A 20528-nucleotide genomic window follows, 5' to 3' on the forward strand; every position below is an offset into this window, starting at 1 on the left:
CCGGGCGCGTTCAACAACCAGAAACTACTGCGTGATCAGTGCACGTCCTTCCAGTATTCACGCTTGAGCAAGTAGGCGAATACGAAGAAGAAAGCCAGGTACAGCAACACATAGGTGCCGATGCGCTGGCTTTCCAGTTTGACTGGGTTGGCCGAATAGGCCAGGAAGGTCACAAGGTTCTTGACCTTCTCGTCGAACTGCTCGGTCGTCAGGGTACCGGAATTCGGCGTAATGGTCAGCTGATCGCAAGCTTCATGGGTCAACGGGCTGCCGGTCAACGGGTCGAATTGCTTCTTGCCATCGACCACCGTCTGCACCTGCTTGCAACCCACCACCTGGTTACCTTGCATACCCACCAGCACGTTAGGCATGCCGACGTTCGGGAACACCTTGTTGTTCACCCCGTATGGGCGCGATGGGTCCTCATAGAAGCTGCGCAGGTAGGTGTAAAGCCAATCGGTACCGCGCACGCGGGCGACCAAGGTCAGGTCGGGCGGCGCGGCACCAAACCAGGTCTTGGCGTCGCTGGGCTTCATGCCGATCTGCATGTGGTCACCAATCTTGGCGCCCGTGAACACCAGCTTCTCGAGCATCAATTCATGCGGGATACCCAGGTCATCAGCCACCCGCTCGTAACGCTGGAACTTGGCACTGTGACACCCCATGCAATAGTTGGCGAAGGTACGCGCACCGTCCTGCATGGCGGCCTTGTCAGTCAGATCGATATCGACCTTGTCCAGCTCCAGGCCAGTTTCGGCAGCGAAGGAAAAGGCAGGCATCACTGCCAGCAAAAATACTGCAATCAACTTTTTCATCAGCCAGTCACCCTTTCCGGAACCGGTTTGGTCTTCTCAAGCCTTGTGTAGAACGGCATCAGCAGGAAGTAGGCGAAGTACAGCACCGTGCATACCTGCGACAACAAGGTACGCCCAGGTGTCGGTGCCAGTACGCCCAGCACGCCGAGGATGACGAAGGCCACGCAGAACACCAGCAGGAAGACCTTGCTGATCCAGCCCTTGTAACGCATGGAACGCACTGGGCTGCGGTCGAGCCAGGGCAGTACGAACAGCACGGCGATGGCCGCCCCCATGGCAATGACGCCCATCAGCTTGTCAGGCACCGCACGCAGGATTGCGTAGAACGGTGTGAAGTACCACACCGGCGCGATGTGCTCTGGGGTCTTGAAGGCGTTGGCCTGCTCGAAGTTAGGTTTCTCGAGGAAGTAACCGCCCATTTCAGGGAAGAAGAACACCACAGCGCAGAACACGAACAGGAACACCACCACGCCGACAATGTCTTTGACGGTGTAGTACGGGTGGAACGGAATACCATCCAGCGGAATACCGTTTTCGTCCTTTTTCTTCTTGATGTCGACGCCATCAGGGTTGTTCGAACCCACTTCGTGCAAGGCGAGGATGTGCAGTACCACCAGGCCAAGAATCACGATTGGCAGGGCAACCACATGCAGGGCGAAGAAGCGGTTCAGGGTGATGCCCGAGATCAGGTAGTCACCACGGATCCACTGGGTAAGGTCATCACCGATCACCGGGATGGCACCGAACAGCGAGATGATCACCTGGGCGCCCCAGTACGACATCTGCCCCCATGGCAGCAGGTAGCCCATGAACGCTTCAGCCATCAGCGCCAGATAGATCAGCATGCCGAACAGCCAGACCAGCTCGCGTGGCTTCTGATAGGAGCCATAGAGCAGGCCGCGGAACATGTGCAGGTAGACCACGATGAAGAACGCTGACGCCCCCGTGGAGTGCAGGTAGCGCAGAATCCAGCCGTATTCCACGTCGCGCATGATGTACTCGACCGAGGCGAACGCCTCTTCCGCCGAGGGCGTGAAGCTCATGGTCAGCCACACGCCGGTCACGATCTGGTTGACCAGCACCAGCAATGCCAGGGAGCCGAAGAAGTACAGGAAGTTGAAGTTCTTGGGTGCGTAATACTTGCTGAGGTGGTCTTCCCACATCTTGGTGGCGGGGAAGCGAGCATCAATCCAGTCCATGAACTTGCTCATCATGCGTTCTCCTGGTCGACGCCAATGACGATGATCTCGTCCGACTCATAAGAGTGCGGTGGCACGGGCAGGTTGAGAGGCGCTGGCTGGGACTTGTAGACACGGCCAGCCAGGTCATAGTGAGAGCCGTGGCATGGGCAGAAGTAACCACCTACCCACTTCGGCCCAAGGTCGGCGGGCGCCACCTCTGGTCGGAAGGTGGGCGAGCAGCCCAGGTGCGTGCACAGGCCGACGAGAATAAGAATTTCCGGCTTGATCGAGCGAACCTCAGGGTCGACGTACGCTGGCTGTACCGAGGCCTTGGACTCGGGGTCGGACAGGTCACCCGTGATTTTTTTCAGATTGCCAAGGATTTCCTCCGTTCGCCGCACGATGAATACGGGCTGGCCACGCCACTCGGCCACCATCTGCTGCCCCGCCTCGACCTTGGCGATGTTGACCTTCACCGGTGCACCCGCGGCTTTCGCCTTGGCACTGGGAAACCATGACCCCACGAACGGTACCGCAGCCCCCACTGCCCCCGCCGCCCCGACCACGGATGTCGCGGCTACGAGGAAGCGGCGCCGGCCTGCGTTGACGCCGTCATTGCTCATTCAGTCCTCTCCCATCAGCTTGCTTGGCCAGTTGGACCTGGCCTGTACTTAGGTTGTGTCAATGGCACTAAAAATTGGCCGCCATGGTAAGAAACAAATCCACACACTGACAAGGTGATTACCCCGGCAAGGGCGACAACCCACGCTTTGCTTGATCTACGTCTATGCGACAAGCGGCCACTGACTGCTGACAGGTTAGTTCAAGGCTAAAAAAAAAGCCCGGTTCCAAGGAACCGGGCTTTTTTCGACTGCCGAAGCGGTATTAACGCTTGGAGTACTGAGGACGCTTACGCGCTTTACGCAGACCCACTTTCTTACGCTCAACTTCACGAGCGTCGCGGGTGACGTAGCCAGCACGACGCAGAGCGCCACGCAGGGTTTCGTCGTATTCCATCAGAGCGCGGGTGATACCGTGACGGATCGCACCGGCCTGACCGCTGACACCACCACCGGAAACGGTGACGTAGATGTCGAATTTCTCAACGGATTCAGTCAGCTCGAGCGGCTGGCGAACAACCATGCGAGCGGTTTCGCGACCGAAGAACACGTCCAGAGAACGGTTGTTGATGGAAATGTTACCAGTACCCGGACGCAGGAATACGCGAGCGGTTGCGGTCTTGCGACGGCCAGTGCCGTAATTTTGAGTCGCCGACATAATGAACTATCCCGTTAGATCTTCAGTTCTTGAGGCTGCTGAGCAGTGTGTGGGTGAGCAGCACCCGCGTACACTTTCAGCTTGCGGTACATGTCGCGACCCAGCGGGTTCTTAGGCAGCATGCCTTTGACCGCAGTTTCGATAACACGCTCAGGGGCCTTGGCGATCAACTTCTCGAAGTTGATTTCCTTGATACCGCCTGGGAAACCGGAGTGGGAGTAGTACATTTTGTCGGAAGACTTGGCACCAGTCACACGAACCTGCTCGGCGTTGATAACGACGATGTAGTCGCCGGTGTCAACGTGAGGGGTGTATTCTGGTTTGTGTTTGCCACGCAGACGGGTAGCGATTTCGGTAGCCAGACGACCCAGGGTCTGGCCAGCGGCGTCGACTACGAACCACTCGCGCTTTACTGTTTCCGGTTTAGCAGTAAAAGTTTTCATTCTCTAAAGCCTCAGAGGCCGCCCAGCGAAAAATAGACGGCGAATCTTACTGGATAGTGCACAGCTTGCCAAGGGCAAGCGCGCAGCCGAACACAGACGCTTTTGGGGGCTCGGGTCGGGCACGCCAATGTTCGACGGGGTTCTTCCTGCGTGATGGTGCATCACTTCCGCCACGCGGAGAGGGGCTGAATTATCCAGATTGCGCGAAAAATTTCAACCTGCTTTGATTGGCTTCTATTGCCAAGGAGTGACTAACCGATGGAATACCGCCAGCTCGGCCGTACCGACCTCAACGTCAGCGCCCTGTGCCTGGGCACCATGACCTGGGGCGAGCAGAACATCCAGGCCGAGGCCTACGAGCAAATTGCCCGGGCCAAGGCCGCCGGGGTCAACTTCATCGACACCGCCGAGATGTACCCGGTCCCTCCCCGCCCGGAGACCTACGCGGCCACCGAGCGCATCATCGGCAACTGGTTCCGTGACCATGGCGACCGCGACGCGTGGATCCTGGCCAGCAAGGTTGCAGGCCCGGGCAACGGCATCAGCCATATCCGCGACGGGCAGCTCAAGCACAACCGTCAGCACATCGTCGCGGCGCTGGACGAAAGCCTCAAGCGCCTGCAGACCGACCGCATCGACCTGTACCAGTTGCACTGGCCAGAGCGCAGCACCAACTTCTTCGGCAAGCTGGGCTACCAGCACCTGCCGCAGGATCACTTCACCCCACTGGAAGAAACCCTCGAAGTGCTCGACGAGCAGGTGCGTGCGGGCAAGATCCGCCACATCGGCCTGTCCAACGAAACGCCGTGGGGCACCATGAAGTTCCTGCAACTGGCCGAGAGCCGTGGCTGGCCGCGGGCGGTATCGATCCAGAACCCGTACAACCTGCTCAACCGCAGCTTCGAGGTGGGCCTGGCAGAAGTGGCCATACGCGAGCAGTGTGGCCTGCTGGCCTATTCGCCGCTTGCCTTCGGCATGCTCTCGGGCAAGTACGAGAACGGCGCACGGCCGGACAATGCACGCCTGACCCTGTTCAGCCGCTTTGCCCGTTACTCCAACCCACAGACCGTGGCGGCCTGCAGCCGCTACGTGCAGCTGGCCCGCGAGCACGGCCTGGACCCGGCGCAAATGGCCCTGGCGTTCGTCACCCGACAGCCGTTCGTGACCAGCAACATCATAGGTGCCACCAGCCTGCAGCAGCTGGACAGCAACCTGGCCAGCCTTGAACTGAACCTGAGCGCCGATCTGCTGACAGCGATCGAAGCCATTCATCAGGAGCAGCCCAACCCGGCGCCTTGAGCCAAACACTGCGCCCCGCTTCGCGCCGCTGTTACATGGGGTAGACACAATCGCCAAAAAATAAGACGATCCAGCCGGTGATTGACCACTCTACCCTATAAGAACAATGACAATGATGTTTACCCAACCCTCAGCGTCGCTGCGGCGCGTCAGCATCCTGGCCATTGACAAGGTGTTCGCTTCGACCTTGATGCAGGCCAAGGACTTCTTCCACCTCGCCAGCCTGCGCTATAGCAAGCAGCTGGGCCTGGGCTTGCAGCCCATGTTCGACATCCGCCTGGTGAGCCCCGACAGCCAGCCCGTGGACAGCTTCAGCAATGTGCAGTTACCGGTTGACGGCGGCCTGGACGATGCCGATGTGATCATCCTCCCGGCCTACTGGGATGATTTCGACAACTTGCTGCAGCGTTACCCACAGGTGCTGCCGTGGCTGCGTGAACAGCACGCGCGTGGCGCGGTGCTGTGCGCCGAGGCCAGTGGTGTGTTCTGGCTGGCCGAATCCGGCCTGCTCGATGGCAAGGAAGCGACCACTTACTGGCGCTTCTTCAACAGCTTTGCCGAACGCTTCCCGAAGATTCGCCTGAACCAGGACAAGCACCTGACCGATGCCGACAATATCTATTGCGCCGGCGGTGCAACCTCGGCCTGCGACCTGTACATCTACCTGATCGAACGCTTCTGCGGTGCCAACGTGGCCCGTGCAGTGTCCCGCGATATCCTCTACGAAGTGCAACGCAACTACACCCCGGGGCGCATGGGCTTTGGCGGGCAGAAACTGCACCAGGACCTGATCATCCTGCAGATCCAGCACTGGCTGGAGGAACACTTCGCCGACAAGTTCCGCTTCGAGGATGTGGCCCGCAACCACGGCATGAGCATCCGCAACTTCATGCGTCGCTTCCAGGGCGCAACGGGTGACAAGCCGCTACATTACCTGCAGCGGTTACGCATCGAGACAGCCAAGGGGTTGTTGTCGAGTACGCGCAAGAGCATCAAGACCATCAGTTACGAGGTGGGGTATGACGATGCCAGTTTCTTTGCGCGGCTGTTCCGCCAACACACCGAGTTGTCGCCGAACCAGTATCGGCAGCAGTTCATGCAGGAAGCCTGAAAGGCTTCCAGAGCGGCAGGTTTCGAGCTTGAAGCGACAAGGAAAAACCAGAGCGGATCGCGCATTGCCCTGAACTTTCCTTGTCGCCTGACGCTTGCCGCTGCCGTCAGGGCTTGTGCGCGCGCGCCAGGAACTCGTGCGATTGCATCTCCAGCAACCGGCTCAGGGTACGCTGGAACTCGAAGCTCAGACGCCCACCGGTATACAGGTCCTTCAACTCCACCTCGGCCGAGATGATCAGCTTGACGTTGCGATCGTAGAACTCGTCCACCATGTTGATGAAACGACGGGCGATGTCGTCGGTGGTGACGCCCATCTGCTCCACGTTGCTCAGCAATACGGCGTGGAAGATCTTGCCCAGCTCAATGTAGTCGTTCTGGCTACGCGGCCCGTCGCACAGGGCGCGGAAGTCAAACCAGGCGACGTCGTCGCAAGTACGCAGGGCATTGATCGGGCGGTTCTCGATCATCAGCACGTCGTTTTCGATCGCCTGGGTGCACTCAGGGGTGAGCGCCTTGAAGCTGGCGCGCATGCTCTGGTGCGCCGCGTCATCGAGTGGGAAGTGGAACAGTTCAGCCTGCTCCAGGTGACGCAGACGGTAGTCGACCCCGCTATCGACGTTCACCACGTCGGTGTACTGCTTGATCATGGCGATAGCCGGCAGGAAGCGTGCACGCTGCAGGCCGTCCTTGTAGAGGCCGTCCGGCACGATGTTGGAGGTGGCCACCAGCGACACGCCATTCTTGAACAGCTCTTCCATCAAGGTGCCGAGGATCATGGCGTCGGTAATGTCCGACACGAAGAATTCGTCGAAGCAGATCACCTTGGCTTCTTCGCTGAAGCGCTTGGCAATGAGGGTCAGCGGGTTCTTCTCGCCCTTGAGGGTTTTCATCTCCTCGTGCACACGCTTCATGAAGCGGTGGAAGTGCGTACGCATCTTCTGCTTGAACGGCAGCGCTTCGTAGAAGGTATCAACCAGGTAGGTCTTGCCTCGCCCCACCCCACCCCAGAAGTACAGGCCCTTGACCGGGGTCTGCTCCTTCTTGCCGAACAGCTTGCCGAACACGCCCGGCTTGTTGTTCTGCGCGTGCACCAGGTCGTCGTACAGGCGCTGGAGGTGACGCACCGCAGTTTCCTGCGCCGCGTCATGGAAGAAGTCGGGACGTTTCAGATCTGCTTGATAGCGTTCTAAGGGAGTCATGATTCGTTAGCGAGGCAACAAAAAACGGGCCGTCACTGTAGCGACAGGCCCGCTTAATGGCAATCAGACTTGCGTCAATATGCCTCATCCAGCATAGCTTATGCGCTGGATGGCACCGGCCTTGCCGGTGTTCGCGAGTAAACTCGCTCCTACAATGGCTGAAGCGCTACACGCAGACCTTCGATGGCAGCATCACGGGCTTCGGCGCTGTCGAACTGCGGCCCGTCGGCAACCTGCTCGCCATTGAGCCACAGGCCGAAGCTCAGGCCTTCGATGCGGACATCGGCCTCGCCACCCTGCTGCAACTGCTTGCTCACGGCGCCCGCACTCTTGCCGTCGGCGAAGCTGCGCGACAGCAGCAGTTGCTCACCGTCGGCGGCCAGCAGGCGGAAACGGAAGCTGCCGTCTTCGTCACGGAAGCTGACGAAGCGTGCGCTCTTGGCAGCCTTCTTCTTCACCTCGGTGCTGGCCTGCACGCTGCTGCGGAACGAACGCAGGCCAACGGCCTCGCGCAGCTGCTCGAGGAACGGCGTGGCGATCTTGCGGGCCTTGGCAGCGCCGGCCAGCAGGATGTCTTCCAGGTCCGCCGGCCGGGCGATCAGCTGGTGATAGTACTCGCGCTTCTCGGCCAGTTGGCCGTCCAGCAGCTGGAACAGGCGCTGTTTGGCATCGCCCCAGCCCAGGCCCTGCAGCAGCTCTTCGCGGAAACCGGCGCACTGCTCAGGCGTCGAGAAGGCCTGGTACAGGGTGAACAGGTGCGCGTTGTCCGGGTCTTTCGCCTCACCCGGCGCGCGCGAATCGGTGACGATGCGCGAGATGGCGTCTTTCATGTCCTTGGCGCTGGTGAACAACGGGATAGTGTTGTCATAGCTCTTGGACATCTTGCGCCCGTCCAGGCCCGGCAGGGTCGCCACGCTTTCTTCGATCACAGCCTCCGGCAAGGCGAAGAAGTCCTTGCCTTGACCGAACAGATGGTTGAAGCGCTGACCGATATCGCGGGCCATTTCCACGTGCTGGATCTGGTCACGACCGACCGGCACCTTGTTGGCGTTGAACATCAGGATATCGGCGGCCATCAGCACCGGGTAGCTGAACAGGCCCATGGTCACGCCGGCGTCCGGGTCTTCGCCGTTCTCGACGTTCTTGTCCACCGAGGCCTTGTAGGCATGCGCACGGTTCAGCAGGCCTTTGGCAGCAACGCAGGTCAGCAGCCAGGTCAGTTCGGGGATTTCCGGGATGTCGGACTGGCGATAGAAGGTCACCTTGTCCGGGTCCAGGCCACCGGCCAGCCAAGTGGCGGCGATTTCAAGGCGCGAGCGCTGGATGCGCAGCGGGTCGTCGCACTTGATCAGGGCGTGGTAGTCGGCCAGGAAGTAGAACGAGTCGACACCGGGCTGCTGGCTGGCACGGATCGCCGGGCGGATGGCGCCGGCGTAGTTGCCCAGGTGCGGAGTGCCGGTGGTGGTGATACCGGTAAGAATGCGCGTGGTCATGGGTGTTCGCTTATTCAGGCTTGGCTCAGTTCGAAAGGCGCGGCAGCAGCAGATCCTTCAGATCGGTCAGCTTGCCATGGAAGAAGTGTCCGCATTCTGCCACTTTCAGCAGCTCATGGGGACGCGACAGGCTGTCGGACCATTCGTAAACCAGCTGCGGCGCGACGACTTCATCGGCGTCCGGCTGCACCACGGTGAGCGGACAGCGCTGCGGCAGCGGGAATTCGGCGGTCAGGCGCATGACCGCCGGGGCGATCATGAACAGGTGCTGCAACTCGACGCCTGCCGTTTCAAGGCGCCCGGCCAGGCTGGTGGCAACGAAACCACCGAACGAAAAGCCCATCAGCACCAGCGGTAGCCCGGGGTGCCTGGCACGCAGCCATGCTGCAGCGGCCTCGGCATCGGCCACTTCGCCAGCGCCCATGTCGTGGCTGCCGGCGCTCTGGCCGACGCCACGGTAGTTGAAACGCAGGGTCACATAACCGGCATCACGTGCAGTGCGCTGCAGGGTCGAGACCACCTTGTTGAGCATGGTGCCGCCCTGGACCGGGTTAGGGTGGCAGATCAGCACCGCGCCACGGGCTTGCGCCACGTCCAGGTACAACGCTTCCAGCTGGCCGCTGGGGCCATCGATGAACAAGGGGGTTTCGCGGACAAGCAAGGCACTACTCCGTGACCTCGAGAAGGGTCGATTCGTCTAGGTGTGAAATTCTGTTCTGATTTGCGATCGCTCGCGGTATACAGCGCAGGTCTGAGCCGTTAACGTAAAGCAAAGCCGTTTATAGAGGAAGGACTCGTGGAACTCTCGCTCCTTGTTTGGTTGTTGCCAACCCTGGCCCTGGTCATCGGTGTGGCAGTCGGTTTCATTGTTGCCCGCCTGCTGCCCAATGCGGCCCCGAGCAACACCCAGCGTCAACTGGATGACATCCAGAAGCGCTTCGACAGCTACCAGAACGAAGTGGTCACCCACTTCAACAGCACCGCCATGCTGGTCAAGAAACTGACCCAGAGCTATCAGGACGTACAGGATCACCTGGCTGAAGGCGCCAACAGCCTGGCCCTCGATGACGTCACCCGCCAACGCCTGCTGGCTGCGCTGCACTCCGATGCACCGCAAGGCCCGCGTGACCGCCTGACCCCACCTAAAGACACCGCCGAAGTGCCGCGCGACTATGCGCCGAAAGTGCCTAACTCGCCGGGCATGCTGGATGAGAGCTACGGGCTCAAGCGTTGATCTGCTGAACATGCAAAAGGCCTCGCAAGAGGCCTTTTTTGTGGATGCTGCCTATGCCGGTCTCTTCGCGGGTGAACCCGCGCCTACAGGGGCCGCGCGGGCTTCAGAGCGTGCGCTGACCCTGTGCGGGCGTGCCCGCGAAGGGGCCAGTGCAGGCAACCTAACAGCAGGCCTGCAATGCCTGTTCGACATCTGCCAGCAGGTCCTCCACATCCTCCAGCCCCACCGACAGACGCACCAACCCCTCCGATATCCCGTGATGCGCCCGCTCCTGCGGCGTATAGCTGGAATGCGTCATGCTCGCCGGATGCTGCGCCAGCGACTCGGCATCCCCCAGGCTCACCGCCCGGGCAAAGAGCTGCAGCGCATTCATGAAGCGCCGCCCCGCCTCAATGCCACCCTTGAGCTCAAACGCAATCATCCCGCCAGGCAAACGCATCTGTCGCTTGGCCAACGCGTGCTGGGCAAAAGACGGTAGCCCCGGGTAATGAATCAATTCCACCTGCGACTGCCGAGCGAGAAACTCGGCCACCTGCTGGGCATTGGCGCAATGCCGGTCCATGCGCAGGGCCAGGGTCTTGATACCGCGCATCAGCAACGCCGCGTCATGCGGTGACAGCACCGCGCCGGTCATATCCTTCAGCCCTTCCAGGCGGATACGGTCTACCAACGCCTTGCACCCCACCACCAACCCGGCAGTGATATCGCCATGCCCACTGAGGTACTTGGTTGCCGAGTGCACCACCAGGTCCGCCCCCAGCTCCAGTGGCCGCTGCAGGTACGGCGTACAGTAGGTGTTATCGACCACCACATGCACATCATGCCCCCGCACTGCCTCCACAACCGCCGCAATATCCACAAGCTGCATGTTGGGGTTGGCCGGTGTTTCGAAGTAGATCATCCGTGTTTTGCTGCTGATCGCCGCTTTCAGGGCCTTGGCATCGTTGAGATCGACATGGCGAACTTTCACCCCGAACTCACCAATACCGTGGTGCAGAAAAGCGAAGGTACAGCCATACAAGGTGCGCCCGACAATCAGCTCATCCCCAGGCCTTAGCAGGGTCCAGAGGGTTGAGGTAATGGCGCCCATCCCCGATGCCAACGCCAACCCCGCTTCACCGCCCTCCAGCGAAGCCATGCGCTGCTCCAGCAAGGCCAGCGTGGGGTTGGAAATGCGGCTGTAGAAATGCCCAGGCTCCTCCCCGGCGAAGCAGGCAGCACCGTACTCGACAGTGGGAAAGGCATAGGTAGCCGTCTGGTACACCGGTGGCACCAGGGCGCCACCATGGGAAAGCGGGTCATAGCCATGATGAATGGCCCGCGTGGAAAAACCGGTGTTGTGGTGGGAGTCGCGCATGGCAACAGCCTCTTGTGGTTTGCTATAAGCTTATGCCACCGAGCTGCCCGATTTTTTCCAAAATAGCCTACGTATACACGTGCTTGCTGGAACAAAAACAATAATCAACGGACCAGGAGGGCAAAAAATGCCTTCAAGCCTCGACCGCACCGACCGCGCCCTGCTCGCCGCCTTGCAGGACAATGCCCGTCTCACCGTTGCCGAACTCGCCGACCAGGTGGCACTGACCACCTCGCCCTGCTGGCGACGGGTCAAGTTACTGGAGGAAAACGGCTACATCACCGGCTACCAGGCCATCCTCTCGCCCAAGTCGCTGGGGTTTGGCGTGACCGCGTTCGTCAGCATCATGATGGACTCGCACACCAAGGACATGGCGCTGGCGTTCGAACAGCGCCTGATGGAAATCCCCGAGATCGTCGCCTGCCACAACATCTCCGGCCGCTATGACTTTCTGCTGGAGATCCTGGCACGGGACCTGGAGTCGTTTGGCGAATTTACCCGGGAAGTGCTGCAGCGGTTGCCGGGGGTGAAGGAGATCTATTCGAGTTTTTCGTACAAAGCGGTGAAGGAAAGACGGGTGATACCGGTGTCGGAGAAACATATCTGAGACGGATCTTTCCGAGTATTGAGATGGATCCTGAACGCGAGACAAAAAACCCCGCCGAAGCGGGGTTTTCCTTGCAGGCTAGCGCTTAGATCGCGCCACGCTGACGCAGCACGTCCAGCACCTGTTTCACGCCCTCGTCCACGCTGGTGGCCTGGGTGTCGATCACAAGATCAGCATCCAGCGGCACATCGAACGGGAAGCTCTCACCCGGGATGTTGTCGCCACCGGCAGCGTACAGGCCTTGCGGGTCACGCTCGCGGCAAACCAGCGGCGAGGCCTGGACGTAAACGGTCACCAGGCGTTCCTTGCCGATCAGCGCCTTGGCCTGTTCGCGGCCTTCGGCATCCGGGGCCACGAACGCAGCCAGGGTGAGCATGCCGGCTTCGTTGAACTGGCGCGCCACATGGGCGGCGCGGCGCCAGTTCTCGGTACGGCCAGCGCGGTCCTGTGGCAGGCCCTTGTTCAGGTCGTGACGCAGGTTCTGGCCATCGAGCACGTACACCGCACGGCCCATGTCGAACAGCTTGCGCTCCACGGCATAGGCCAAGGTGCTCTTGCCAGCACCCGACAGGCCGCTGAACAGCACGGTGGCTGGCTGCTGGCCGAAGCGCAGGGCGCGCTCTTCGGTGGACACGTGGGCCTGCTTGCCATGATGGCCGGTGCTGCCGTGTGGCAACACGGGCGGGGCGATGATCATGCCGGCGCCAACGGTGCCGTTGGTCAGGCGGTCGATGACGATGAACGCACCGGTGGTGCGGTTGCTGTCGTAACCGTCGAGGGCGATCGAGGTGTCCAGGGCTACCTTGACGCGGCCGATCTCGTTCAGTTGCAGCGCGCTGGCAGCGCCCTCCTCCAGGGTGTTCACATCGACCTTGTGGGTGATGCTGGCAATCGAACCTGGCACGTAGCTGGTGGCACGCTTGATGTCGTATTTCTTGCCCGGGAGCATCGGCTCCTCGGCCATCCACACCAGCATGGCGTCGAACTGGTCGGTGACCGGCGGGACGTTGTCGGCATGTACCAGCAGGTCGCCACGGGAGATGTCGATCTCGTCTTCCATGGTCAGGGTCACGGCCTGGCCTGGGCCAGCGTTTTCCAGTTCACCTTCGTAGGTGACGATGGACTTGACCCGGCTGCTCTTGCCCGACGGCAGCACGACAATCTCGTCACCTTTGTGCACCACGCCACTGGCGATGGTGCCCGCGAAGCCGCGGAAGTTCAGGTTGGGACGGTTGACGTACTGCACCGGGAAACGCAGGTCGGTGAAGTTGCGGTCGGCCGAAACCTCGACGGTTTCGAGGATTTCCATCAGCGTCGGGCCGGCGTACCACGGCGATTGCTCGCTGTGGTTGACCACGTTGTCACCCTTGAGCGCCGACATCGGCACGAAGTGCAGGCTGCTCGGGGCCAGGTTGATGGCTTCGGCGAACTTCAGGTAGTCGGCCTTGATCGACTCGAAGACGCCTTCATCGAAGCCCTTCAGGTCCATCTTGTTGACCGCGACCACGATGTGCTTGATACCCAGCAACGACGCGATGTAGCTGTGGCGGCGGGTCTGGGTCTGCACGCCGTAGCGAGCATCGACCAGGATGATCGCCAGGTCGCAGGTGGACGCACCGGTGGCCATGTTGCGGGTGTACTGCTCATGGCCCGGGGTGTCGGCGATGATGAACTTGCGCTTGGCGGTGGAGAAGTAGCGGTAGGCGACATCGATGGTGATGCCCTGCTCGCGCTCGGCCTGCAGGCCATCTACCAGCAGCGCCAGGTCGACTTCTTCGCCGGTGGTGCCGACTTTCTTCGAATCACGGGTGATGGCCTCGAGGTGGTCCTCGTAGATCATCTTGGAGTCGTGCAGCAGGCGCCCGATCAGGGTGCTCTTGCCGTCATCCACGTTGCCGCAGGTGAGGAAACGCAGCAGTTCTTTACGCTCGTGCTGAGCCAGATAAGCGAGGATATCTTCGCTGATCAAATCGGATTGGTGCGACATGGAGTAACCCTGAAAATTAGAAGTAGCCCTGACGTTTTTTGTCTTCCATGGAACCGGCGCCATCGTGGTCGATGACCCGGCCCTGGCGCTCGGAAGTGCGCGTCAGGAGCATTTCCTGAATGATGTCGGTGAGCGTCTCGGCTTCCGACTCGACAGCGCCCGTCAGCGGGTAGCAGCCGAGGGTACGGAAACGCACCTTCTTCTTGACGATGCGGGCTTTCTCTTCCTCGGAGAGGTGCTCGAGGATGCGTTCGTCGTCGATCATGATCAGGGTGCCGTTCTTCTCGATGACTTCACGCTCGGCGGCGAAGTACAGCGGCACGATCGGGATGCCTTCAAGGTAGATGTACTGCCAGATGTCCAGTTCGGTCCAGTTCGACAGCGGGAAGACGCGGATCGACTCGCCCTTGTTGACCTTGCCGTTGTACACGTTCCACAGCTCGGGGCGCTGGTTCTTCGGGTCCCAGCGGTGCTTGCTGTCACGGAACGAATACACACGCTCCTTGGCCCGCGACTTCTCTTCGTCGCGGCGCGCACCACCGAAGGCAGCGTCGAAACCATGCTTGTCCAGCGCCTGCTTCAGGCCCTGGGTCTTCATGATGTCGGTGTGCTTGGAACTGCCATGGGTGAACGGGTTGATGCCTTGCGCCACACCCTCAGGGTTGACGTGGGTGATCAGCTCCAGGCCCATTTCCTCGACCATCTTGTCGCGGAAGCTGTACATCTCCTGGAATTTCCACTGGGTGTCGACGTGCATCACCGGGAACGGCAGCTTGCCCGGGAAGAAGGCCTTGCGCGCCAGGTGCAGCATCACGGCGGAGTCCTTGCCGATCGAGTACAGCATCACCGGGTTGTCGAACTCGGCGGCCACCTCGCGGATGATGTGGATGCTCTCCGCCTCCAGCTGTTTCAAGTGCGTCAGTTTGTCGACCATGGCTACTCACGAAAAACGATCTTATGGACGGCCTGCGGGCCGTGTTCGAGCGAGCCACTTTATCACAGCGGCTGCTTCTATTTAGGAGGCTGGCTAGATCGAAAAAGTCTAACGATATGACTGGGGGTTTGGGCTGGCAGGACCGGCCTCTTCGCAGGTGAACCCGCTCCTACGAGGCCCGCGCGTAGGAGCGGGTTCACCCGCGAAGAGGCCGGCCCTGCCATCAGATAGGATTCGGGCAATCGATGAACAGGTGCTCCACGGCAAACCGTCGTGCCAGGTAATCGCCCAGCGCCTGCACCCCGTAGCGCTCAGTGGCATGGTGCCCGGCAGCAATGAAGCTGACGCCATTCTCGCGCGCACTGTGGTAGGTCTGCTCGGACGCCTCGCCGGTCAGGTACAGGTCGACCCCGGCGGCAATCGCCGTGTCGATATAACCCTGCCCGCCGCCGGTGCACCAGCCCACCCGGCGGATCACTTCGTTGCCTTCGACCAGCAACGGCTCACGCCCCAGCACCTCTTGCACCCGCCGGGCAAAATCGCGCGCAGTCATGGATTCGGCCAGCGAACCGACCAGGCCGACCACCTTGGGGTTTTCTGGATCAAGCGGCCCTTCGACAGTGATCTCCAGTTGCCGCGCCAGCTGCACGTTGTTGCCCACTTCCGGGTGCACGTCCAAGGGCAGGTGGAACGCCAACAGGCTGATGTCGTTATTCAGCAGGGTCTTCAGGCGACGCTGGCGAATGCCTGTGATGCACGGGTTCTCGCCCTTCCAGAAATAACCATGGTGCACCAGCACCAGATCGGCCTCGGCCTCGACCGCGGCATCCAGCAATTCCTGGCTGGCGGTAACACCACTGACAATACGGCTGACCTGCGGCCGGCCTTCGACCTGCAGGCCATTTGGGCAATAATCCTGGATCTTCGCGCTGCCCAGGTAACGCTCGGCTTCCTCGACCAGGGTGGTTAGAGCGACGGCCATGAAAATCTCCTCGAAAACTGCGCTTTTCTCGGGCGCAACGCCTGACGAACGCCCGTATAATGCCGGCCATTATGGGCCGTCGCTGTCACTGGGGGAACCGGTGTATGATCGCGCGCGCTCATGCCCTACTGCCAGGCCGCTGGCCCCTGCTCTTTTCAGGATTCGTTCATGTTCAAGGCTTTGCGTTACTTCGGCTGGCCCCTGCTTACCGGCATACTGATCGCCATGCTGATCATCCAGCGTTTTCCGCAATGGGTCGGGCTGCCCAGCCAGGACGTCAACCTGCAGCAAGCGCCACAGACCACGCGGATCATGCAAGGCCCGGTGTCGTACGCCGACGCCGTGACCCTGGCCGCCCCGGCGGTGGCCAACCTGTACACCACCAAGGTGGTGAACAAAAGCGCCCACCCGCTGTTCGAAGACCCGCAGTTCCGCCGCTTCTTCGGCGATAACCTGCCCAAACAGCGCCGCTGGGAATCAAGCCTGGGTTCGGCGGTAATCATGAGCCCAGAGGGCTACCTGCTGACCAACAACCACGTTACCAGCGGCGCCGACCAGATCGTCGTAGCGCTGAAGGATGGCCGCGAAACCCTGGCCCGCGTGATCGGCAGCGACCCGGAAACCGACCTGGCGGTGCTGAAGATCGACTTGAAGAACCTGCCGGCGATCACCATCGGCCGTTCCGACACCATTCACATCGGCGACGTGTCGCTGGCCATCGGCAACCCGTTCGGCGTCGGCCAGACGGTGACCATGGGCATCATCAGCGCCACTGGCCGCAACCAGCTGGGGCTGAACAACTACGAAGACTTCATCCAGACCGACGCGGCGATCAACCCGGGCAACTCCGGTGGCGCGCTGGTGGATGCCAATGGCAACCTGATCGGCATCAATACCGCGATCTTTTCCAAGTCCGGTGGCTCGCAGGGCATCGGCTTCGCCATCCCGGTAAAACTGGCACTGGAGGTGATGAAGTCGATCGTCGAACACGGCCAGGTGATCCGTGGATGGCTGGGTATCGAAGTACAGCCACTGAGCCAGGAGCTGGCAGAATCGTTCGGCATGAAGGACCGCCCAGGCATCGTGGTGGCGGGTATCTTCCGCGAGGGGCCAGCGGCCAAGGCCGGGCTGCAACTGGGTGACGTGATCCTGAGCATCAATGGCGAGCCGGCCGGCGACGGGCGCAAGTCGATGAACCAGGTTGCGCGGATCAAACCCAACGAGAAGATCACCATCGAGGTGATGCGCAACGGTCAGCAATTGAAGCTGATCGCCGAGGTGGGGCTGCGGCCGCCGCCGGCGCCGGCTGTAACGCAAGAAGAAAAGTAAGGTGAGGCCTTAAGCCGTTCCGCAACCCTGTGGGAGCGGCCTTGCGTCGCGATGGGCCGCCTAGCGGCCCCAAAATTTCAGCTTCGCAGGGCATATGCCCGGGGCCGCTTTGCGGCCCATCGCGACACAAGGCCGCTCCCACGGTTGGCCGAGTCTGCTGCCGCTACTGCATCAATGCAGGATCTGGCTGAGGAACAACTTGGTCCGGTCACTGCGCGGCCGGTCGAAGAAGTCATCCGGCGCGGCCTGCTCCACAATCTCGCCCTTGTCCATGAAGATAACCCGGTTCGCCACGGTACGGGCAAAGCCCATTTCGTGGGTCACGCAGAGCATGGTCATGCCATCCTCGGCCAGGCCCACCATGGTATCGAGCACTTCCTTGACCATTTCCGGGTCCAGTGCCGAGGTCGGTTCGTCGAACAGCATGATCTTGGGCTTCATGCACAACGCGCGGGCAATGGCCACACGCTGCTGCTGGCCGCCAGACAACTGACCAGGGTACTTGTGTGCCTGCTCCGGAATCCGCACACGCTCCAGGTAGTGCATGGCAATTTCCTCGGCCTTGCGCCGTGGCATCTTGCGCACCCACATCGGCGCCAGGGTGCAGTTCTCCAGGATGCTCAGGTGCGGGAACAGGTTGAAGTGCTGGAACACCATGCCCACCTCGCGGCGGATGGCCTCGATCTGCTTGAGGTCGTTGGTCAGCTCCACGCCATCGACCACGATGCGCCCTTGCTGGTGCTCTTCCAGGCGGTTAAGGCAGCGGATGGTGGTGGACTTGCCCGAGCCGGACGGCCCGCACAGCACGATACGCTCGCCCTGGCGCACGTTCAGGTTGATGTCCTTGAGCACATGGAACTGGCCGTACCACTTGTTCACACCCTGCATCTGGATGATGCCTTCGGGGCCAGCAGGCTGCTTGATCGCTTCACTCATTTCGAAACTCCTAACGCTTGTGGCCAGTGTCCAGCTTGCGCTCCAGATGCATGGAGTAGCGGGACATACCGAAACAGAAAATCCAGAACACCAGGGCGGCGAACACGTAGCCCTCGGTGGCCATGCCCAACCAGGCAGGGTCTGCGGCTGCTTGCTTGACGCTGTTGAGCAGGTCGAACAGGCCGATGATGATCACCAGGCTGGTGTCCTTGAACAGGGCAATGAAGGTGTTGACGATGCCGGGGATCACAAGCTTCAGCGCCTGCGGCAAGATCACCAGCCCCATCGAGCGCCAGTAGCCAAGGCCCATGGCCGCGGCGGCTTCGTACTGGCCCTTGGGGATGGCCTGCAGGCCGCCGCGCACCACCTCGGCGATGTACGCCGACTGGAACAGGATCACACCGATCATCGCCCGCAGCAGCTTGTCGAAGCTCATGCCTTCTGGCAGGAACAACGGCAGCATCACCGACGACATGAACAGCACGGTGATCAGCGGTACGCCTCGCCAGAACTCGATGAAGGTCACGCACACCACTTTCACGGCCGGCATCCTCGAACGCCGGCCCAGTGCCAGCAGGATGCCCAGCGGCAAGGCGCCGACGATGCCCACGGTGGCGATCACCAGGGTCAGCATCAACCCGCCCCACTGGCTGGTCGGTACGCTTTCCAGGCCCAGGTACCCACCGTGCAGCAGGGTATAGGCCAGTACCGGGTACAGCACCAGGAAGCCCAGGCCATAGAAGGCTTTGCGCGGGAAACGCTTGATGAACAACGGCGCGGCGCCGAGCACGGCAAGCCACACGGTCAGGTCCACACGCCAGCGCAGCTCAGTCGGGTAATAGCCGTACATGAACTGGCCAAAGCGCTGCTGCACGAACACCCAGCAGGCGCCGTCCTTGGTGCAATCGGCGCGCGTGGTGCCGACCCAGTTGGCATCGATCAACGCCCACTGCAGCAACGGCGGTACGATCAGCCACACCAGGTAGAGGGCGAACAGGGTCAACAGCGTGTTGAGCCAGCTGGAGAACAGATTGGCACGCATCCATGCGAGCACGCCGACGGTTTTCACCGGTGGCGGCATATCGGGTTTGAAAACATGGGCATTCACGGGCGTATCCTCACCGCTCGATCAGCGCAATGCGCTTGTTGTACCAGTTCATCAGCAGCGAAATGCTGATGCTGATGGCGAGATAGACACTCATGGTGATGGCGATCACCTCGATGGCCTGGCCGGTCTGATTGAGCACGGTGCCGGCGAACAGCGAGACCATCTCCGGGTAGCCGATGCCGGCCGCCAGCGAAGAGTTCTTCGCCAGGTTCAGGTATTGGCTGGTCAGCGGCGGAATGATCACCCGCAGTGCCTGGGGAATGATCACCTTGCGCAGGGTCGGGCCCTCGCGCAGGCCCAGCGAGCGCGCGGCTTCGGTCTGGCCATGGCTGACCGAACGGATGCCGGAACGCACGATCTCGGCGATGAAGGCTGCCGTATAGATAGTCAGCGCCAGGGTCAGCGCCAGCAACTCGGGGATCAGCACCCAGCCACCGACAAAGTTGAAGCCTTTGAGCTGCGGCACCTCCCAGCTGACCGGGCTGCCGAACAGCAACACGCTCAGCCCTGGGATGGCGATGAACAGCGCCAGGCCCACCCAGAACTTGTGGAATGGCACGCCGGTCTCGTCGAAGCGCTTGTTGGCAAAGCGCACCATCAGCACGATCGCGACAATCGCTACTGCCAGGGCCACCACGAATGGCCAGAAACCGTCGGCCATCGACGCACCCGGCATGTTCAGGCCGCGGTTGCTGATGAAGAACATGTCGTCGATGTTGATGCTGCCCCGCGGTCCCGGCAGGGTCAGGAACACGGCGAAGTACCAGAACAGAATCTGCAGCAACGGCGGAATGTTGCGGAAGGTTTCCACATACACGGTTGCCAGTTTGCTGATCATCCAGTTCGGTGACAGGCGCGCTACACCGATGATGAAGCCCAGTATCGTCGCTAGAATGACGCCGATGAAGGTCACCAACAGCGTATTGAGCAGGCCGATGACGAACACCCGCGCATAACTGTCGGATTCCACATAGGGGATCAGGTGCTGGGCGATGCCGAAGCCGGCACTGCGGTCGAGGAAGTCGAAGCCCGAGGTAATGCCCCGGTGTTGCAGGTTGGTTTGCGTGTTGTGAAACAGGTACCAGCCCAGGCCGACCACGAAGACGATCGTGAGGATCTGGAACAGCCACGCGCGCACACGCGGATCGTTAAGGGACAAGCCCTTGGGTGCGCCGATTTGATTTTGCATGAAGTGCCCCGGACAGTAGGGATTCGAACAGCCTGCGGCGGCGG

The 20528-nt window shown here is 61.0% G+C and carries 20 protein-coding genes; 5 read left to right on the top strand and 15 right to left on the bottom strand.

The features are described 5' to 3' along the window. Positions 1 to 35: 35 nt before the first annotated feature. The 5 genes from LMH93_RS22520 to rplM form a co-directional block, all read right to left on the bottom strand. A complete protein-coding gene (locus tag LMH93_RS22520) occupies positions 36 to 815 on the bottom strand; it encodes a cytochrome c1 (protein WP_230064596.1) in 780 nt (259 codons plus the stop codon). Further along, the gene (locus LMH93_RS22525; RefSeq protein WP_003251825.1) at positions 815 to 2026 is read right to left on the bottom strand and encodes a cytochrome b; all 1212 of its coding nucleotides are present in this window, start codon (positions 2024 to 2026) and stop codon (positions 815 to 817) included. Before LMH93_RS22525 ends, LMH93_RS22520 begins: the two co-directional genes overlap by 1 nt. Then, positions 2026 to 2619 (bottom strand): ubiquinol-cytochrome c reductase iron-sulfur subunit, encoded by a 594-nt coding sequence (gene petA, locus LMH93_RS22530; protein ID WP_003251823.1) that lies wholly within the window; start codon positions 2617 to 2619, stop codon positions 2026 to 2028. Before petA ends, LMH93_RS22525 begins: the two co-directional genes overlap by 1 nt. A gap of 262 nt (positions 2620 to 2881) precedes the next feature. After that, on the bottom strand, positions 2882 to 3274 hold the full coding sequence (rpsI, locus tag LMH93_RS22535; RefSeq protein WP_003251821.1) for a 30S ribosomal protein S9: 393 nt from the start codon (positions 3272 to 3274) through the stop codon (positions 2882 to 2884). A gap of 14 nt (positions 3275 to 3288) precedes the next feature. Beyond that, entirely contained in the window at positions 3289 to 3717 is a 429-nt protein-coding gene (gene rplM / locus LMH93_RS22540) for a 50S ribosomal protein L13 (RefSeq protein ID WP_003251819.1), read from the bottom strand. 258 nt (positions 3718 to 3975) lie between these two features. On the opposite strand from rplM, the gene LMH93_RS22545 reads away from it, so the two are divergent. Both LMH93_RS22545 and LMH93_RS22550 read left to right on the top strand, forming a co-directional pair. After that, a complete protein-coding gene (locus tag LMH93_RS22545; RefSeq protein ID WP_003251817.1) occupies positions 3976 to 5016 on the top strand; it encodes an NADP(H)-dependent aldo-keto reductase in 1041 nt (346 codons plus the stop codon). A 190-nt stretch (positions 5017 to 5206) separates the two neighbouring features. Further along, positions 5207 to 6127 carry a GlxA family transcriptional regulator gene (locus LMH93_RS22550; protein WP_173881439.1) on the top strand — a complete coding sequence of 307 codons (921 nt, stop codon included), beginning with the start codon at positions 5207 to 5209 and terminating at the stop codon, positions 6125 to 6127. Between the two features lie 106 nt (positions 6128 to 6233). Here the strand turns inward: LMH93_RS22550 and zapE are convergent, their stop codons facing one another. The 3 genes from zapE to LMH93_RS22565 form a co-directional block, all read right to left on the bottom strand. Next, positions 6234 to 7328, bottom strand: coding sequence for a cell division protein ZapE (zapE, locus tag LMH93_RS22555; RefSeq protein ID WP_003251813.1), 1095 nt, complete (start codon positions 7326 to 7328; stop codon positions 6234 to 6236). Positions 7329 to 7477: 149 nt separating this feature from the next. Further along, positions 7478 to 8821: a tryptophan--tRNA ligase gene (locus LMH93_RS22560; protein ID WP_004575117.1), complete on the bottom strand. Its 1344-nt coding sequence runs from the start codon at positions 8819 to 8821 to the stop codon at positions 7478 to 7480. A gap of 25 nt (positions 8822 to 8846) precedes the next feature. Next, positions 8847 to 9482 (bottom strand): alpha/beta hydrolase, encoded by a 636-nt coding sequence (locus tag LMH93_RS22565; RefSeq protein WP_004575116.1) that lies wholly within the window; start codon positions 9480 to 9482, stop codon positions 8847 to 8849. A 135-nt stretch (positions 9483 to 9617) separates the two neighbouring features. Between LMH93_RS22565 and LMH93_RS22570 the strand changes: the two genes are divergently transcribed. Further along, complete coding sequence (locus LMH93_RS22570; protein WP_003251807.1) at positions 9618 to 10055, top strand: YhcB family protein; 438 nt, start codon at positions 9618 to 9620, stop codon at positions 10053 to 10055. Positions 10056 to 10215: 160 nt separating this feature from the next. Here the strand turns inward: LMH93_RS22570 and LMH93_RS22575 are convergent, their stop codons facing one another. Next, positions 10216 to 11412 (bottom strand): methionine gamma-lyase, encoded by a 1197-nt coding sequence (locus LMH93_RS22575; protein WP_230064597.1) that lies wholly within the window; start codon positions 11410 to 11412, stop codon positions 10216 to 10218. A 127-nt stretch (positions 11413 to 11539) separates the two neighbouring features. Between LMH93_RS22575 and LMH93_RS22580 the strand changes: the two genes are divergently transcribed. Beyond that, the gene (locus tag LMH93_RS22580) at positions 11540 to 12019 is read left to right on the top strand and encodes an Lrp/AsnC family transcriptional regulator (RefSeq protein WP_003251803.1); all 480 of its coding nucleotides are present in this window, start codon (positions 11540 to 11542) and stop codon (positions 12017 to 12019) included. 85 nt (positions 12020 to 12104) lie between these two features. On the opposite strand, the gene cysN is transcribed toward LMH93_RS22580, so the two are convergent. The 3 genes from cysN to LMH93_RS22595 all read right to left on the bottom strand — a co-directional run bounded on the left by cysN (position 12105) and on the right by LMH93_RS22595 (position 15922). After that, positions 12105 to 14006 carry a sulfate adenylyltransferase subunit CysN gene (cysN, locus tag LMH93_RS22585; protein WP_185279985.1) on the bottom strand — a complete coding sequence of 634 codons (1902 nt, stop codon included), beginning with the start codon at positions 14004 to 14006 and terminating at the stop codon, positions 12105 to 12107. Between the two features lie 16 nt (positions 14007 to 14022). Further along, a complete protein-coding gene (gene cysD, locus LMH93_RS22590) occupies positions 14023 to 14940 on the bottom strand; it encodes a sulfate adenylyltransferase subunit CysD (protein ID WP_003251799.1) in 918 nt (305 codons plus the stop codon). A 223-nt stretch (positions 14941 to 15163) separates the two neighbouring features. Next, positions 15164 to 15922, bottom strand: a complete 759-nt coding sequence (locus LMH93_RS22595) for a Nif3-like dinuclear metal center hexameric protein (RefSeq protein ID WP_070095545.1) — start codon at positions 15920 to 15922, stop codon at positions 15164 to 15166. Positions 15923 to 16090: 168 nt separating this feature from the next. Here LMH93_RS22595 and algW point away from each other — a divergent pair, with 168 nt between their 5' ends. Beyond that, positions 16091 to 17251 (top strand): Do family serine endopeptidase AlgW, encoded by a 1161-nt coding sequence (gene algW, locus LMH93_RS22600; RefSeq protein WP_003251794.1) that lies wholly within the window; start codon positions 16091 to 16093, stop codon positions 17249 to 17251. Between the two features lie 171 nt (positions 17252 to 17422). Here the strand turns inward: algW and LMH93_RS22605 are convergent, their stop codons facing one another. The 3 genes from LMH93_RS22605 to LMH93_RS22615 are packed head-to-tail and all read right to left on the bottom strand — an operon-like array spanning position 17423 to position 20484. Beyond that, positions 17423 to 18187 (bottom strand): amino acid ABC transporter ATP-binding protein, encoded by a 765-nt coding sequence (locus tag LMH93_RS22605; protein ID WP_003251792.1) that lies wholly within the window; start codon positions 18185 to 18187, stop codon positions 17423 to 17425. Positions 18188 to 18197: 10 nt separating this feature from the next. Beyond that, positions 18198 to 19295 carry an amino acid ABC transporter permease gene (locus LMH93_RS22610; protein ID WP_003251789.1) on the bottom strand — a complete coding sequence of 366 codons (1098 nt, stop codon included), beginning with the start codon at positions 19293 to 19295 and terminating at the stop codon, positions 18198 to 18200. Positions 19296 to 19305: 10 nt separating this feature from the next. Further along, a complete protein-coding gene (locus LMH93_RS22615; RefSeq protein ID WP_003251788.1) occupies positions 19306 to 20484 on the bottom strand; it encodes an amino acid ABC transporter permease in 1179 nt (392 codons plus the stop codon). Positions 20485 to 20528: the final 44 nt, after the last annotated feature.

This window comes from Pseudomonas sp. CIP-10 (assembly GCF_020911845.1).
Lineage (GTDB): Bacteria > Pseudomonadota > Gammaproteobacteria > Pseudomonadales > Pseudomonadaceae > Aquipseudomonas > Aquipseudomonas alloputida.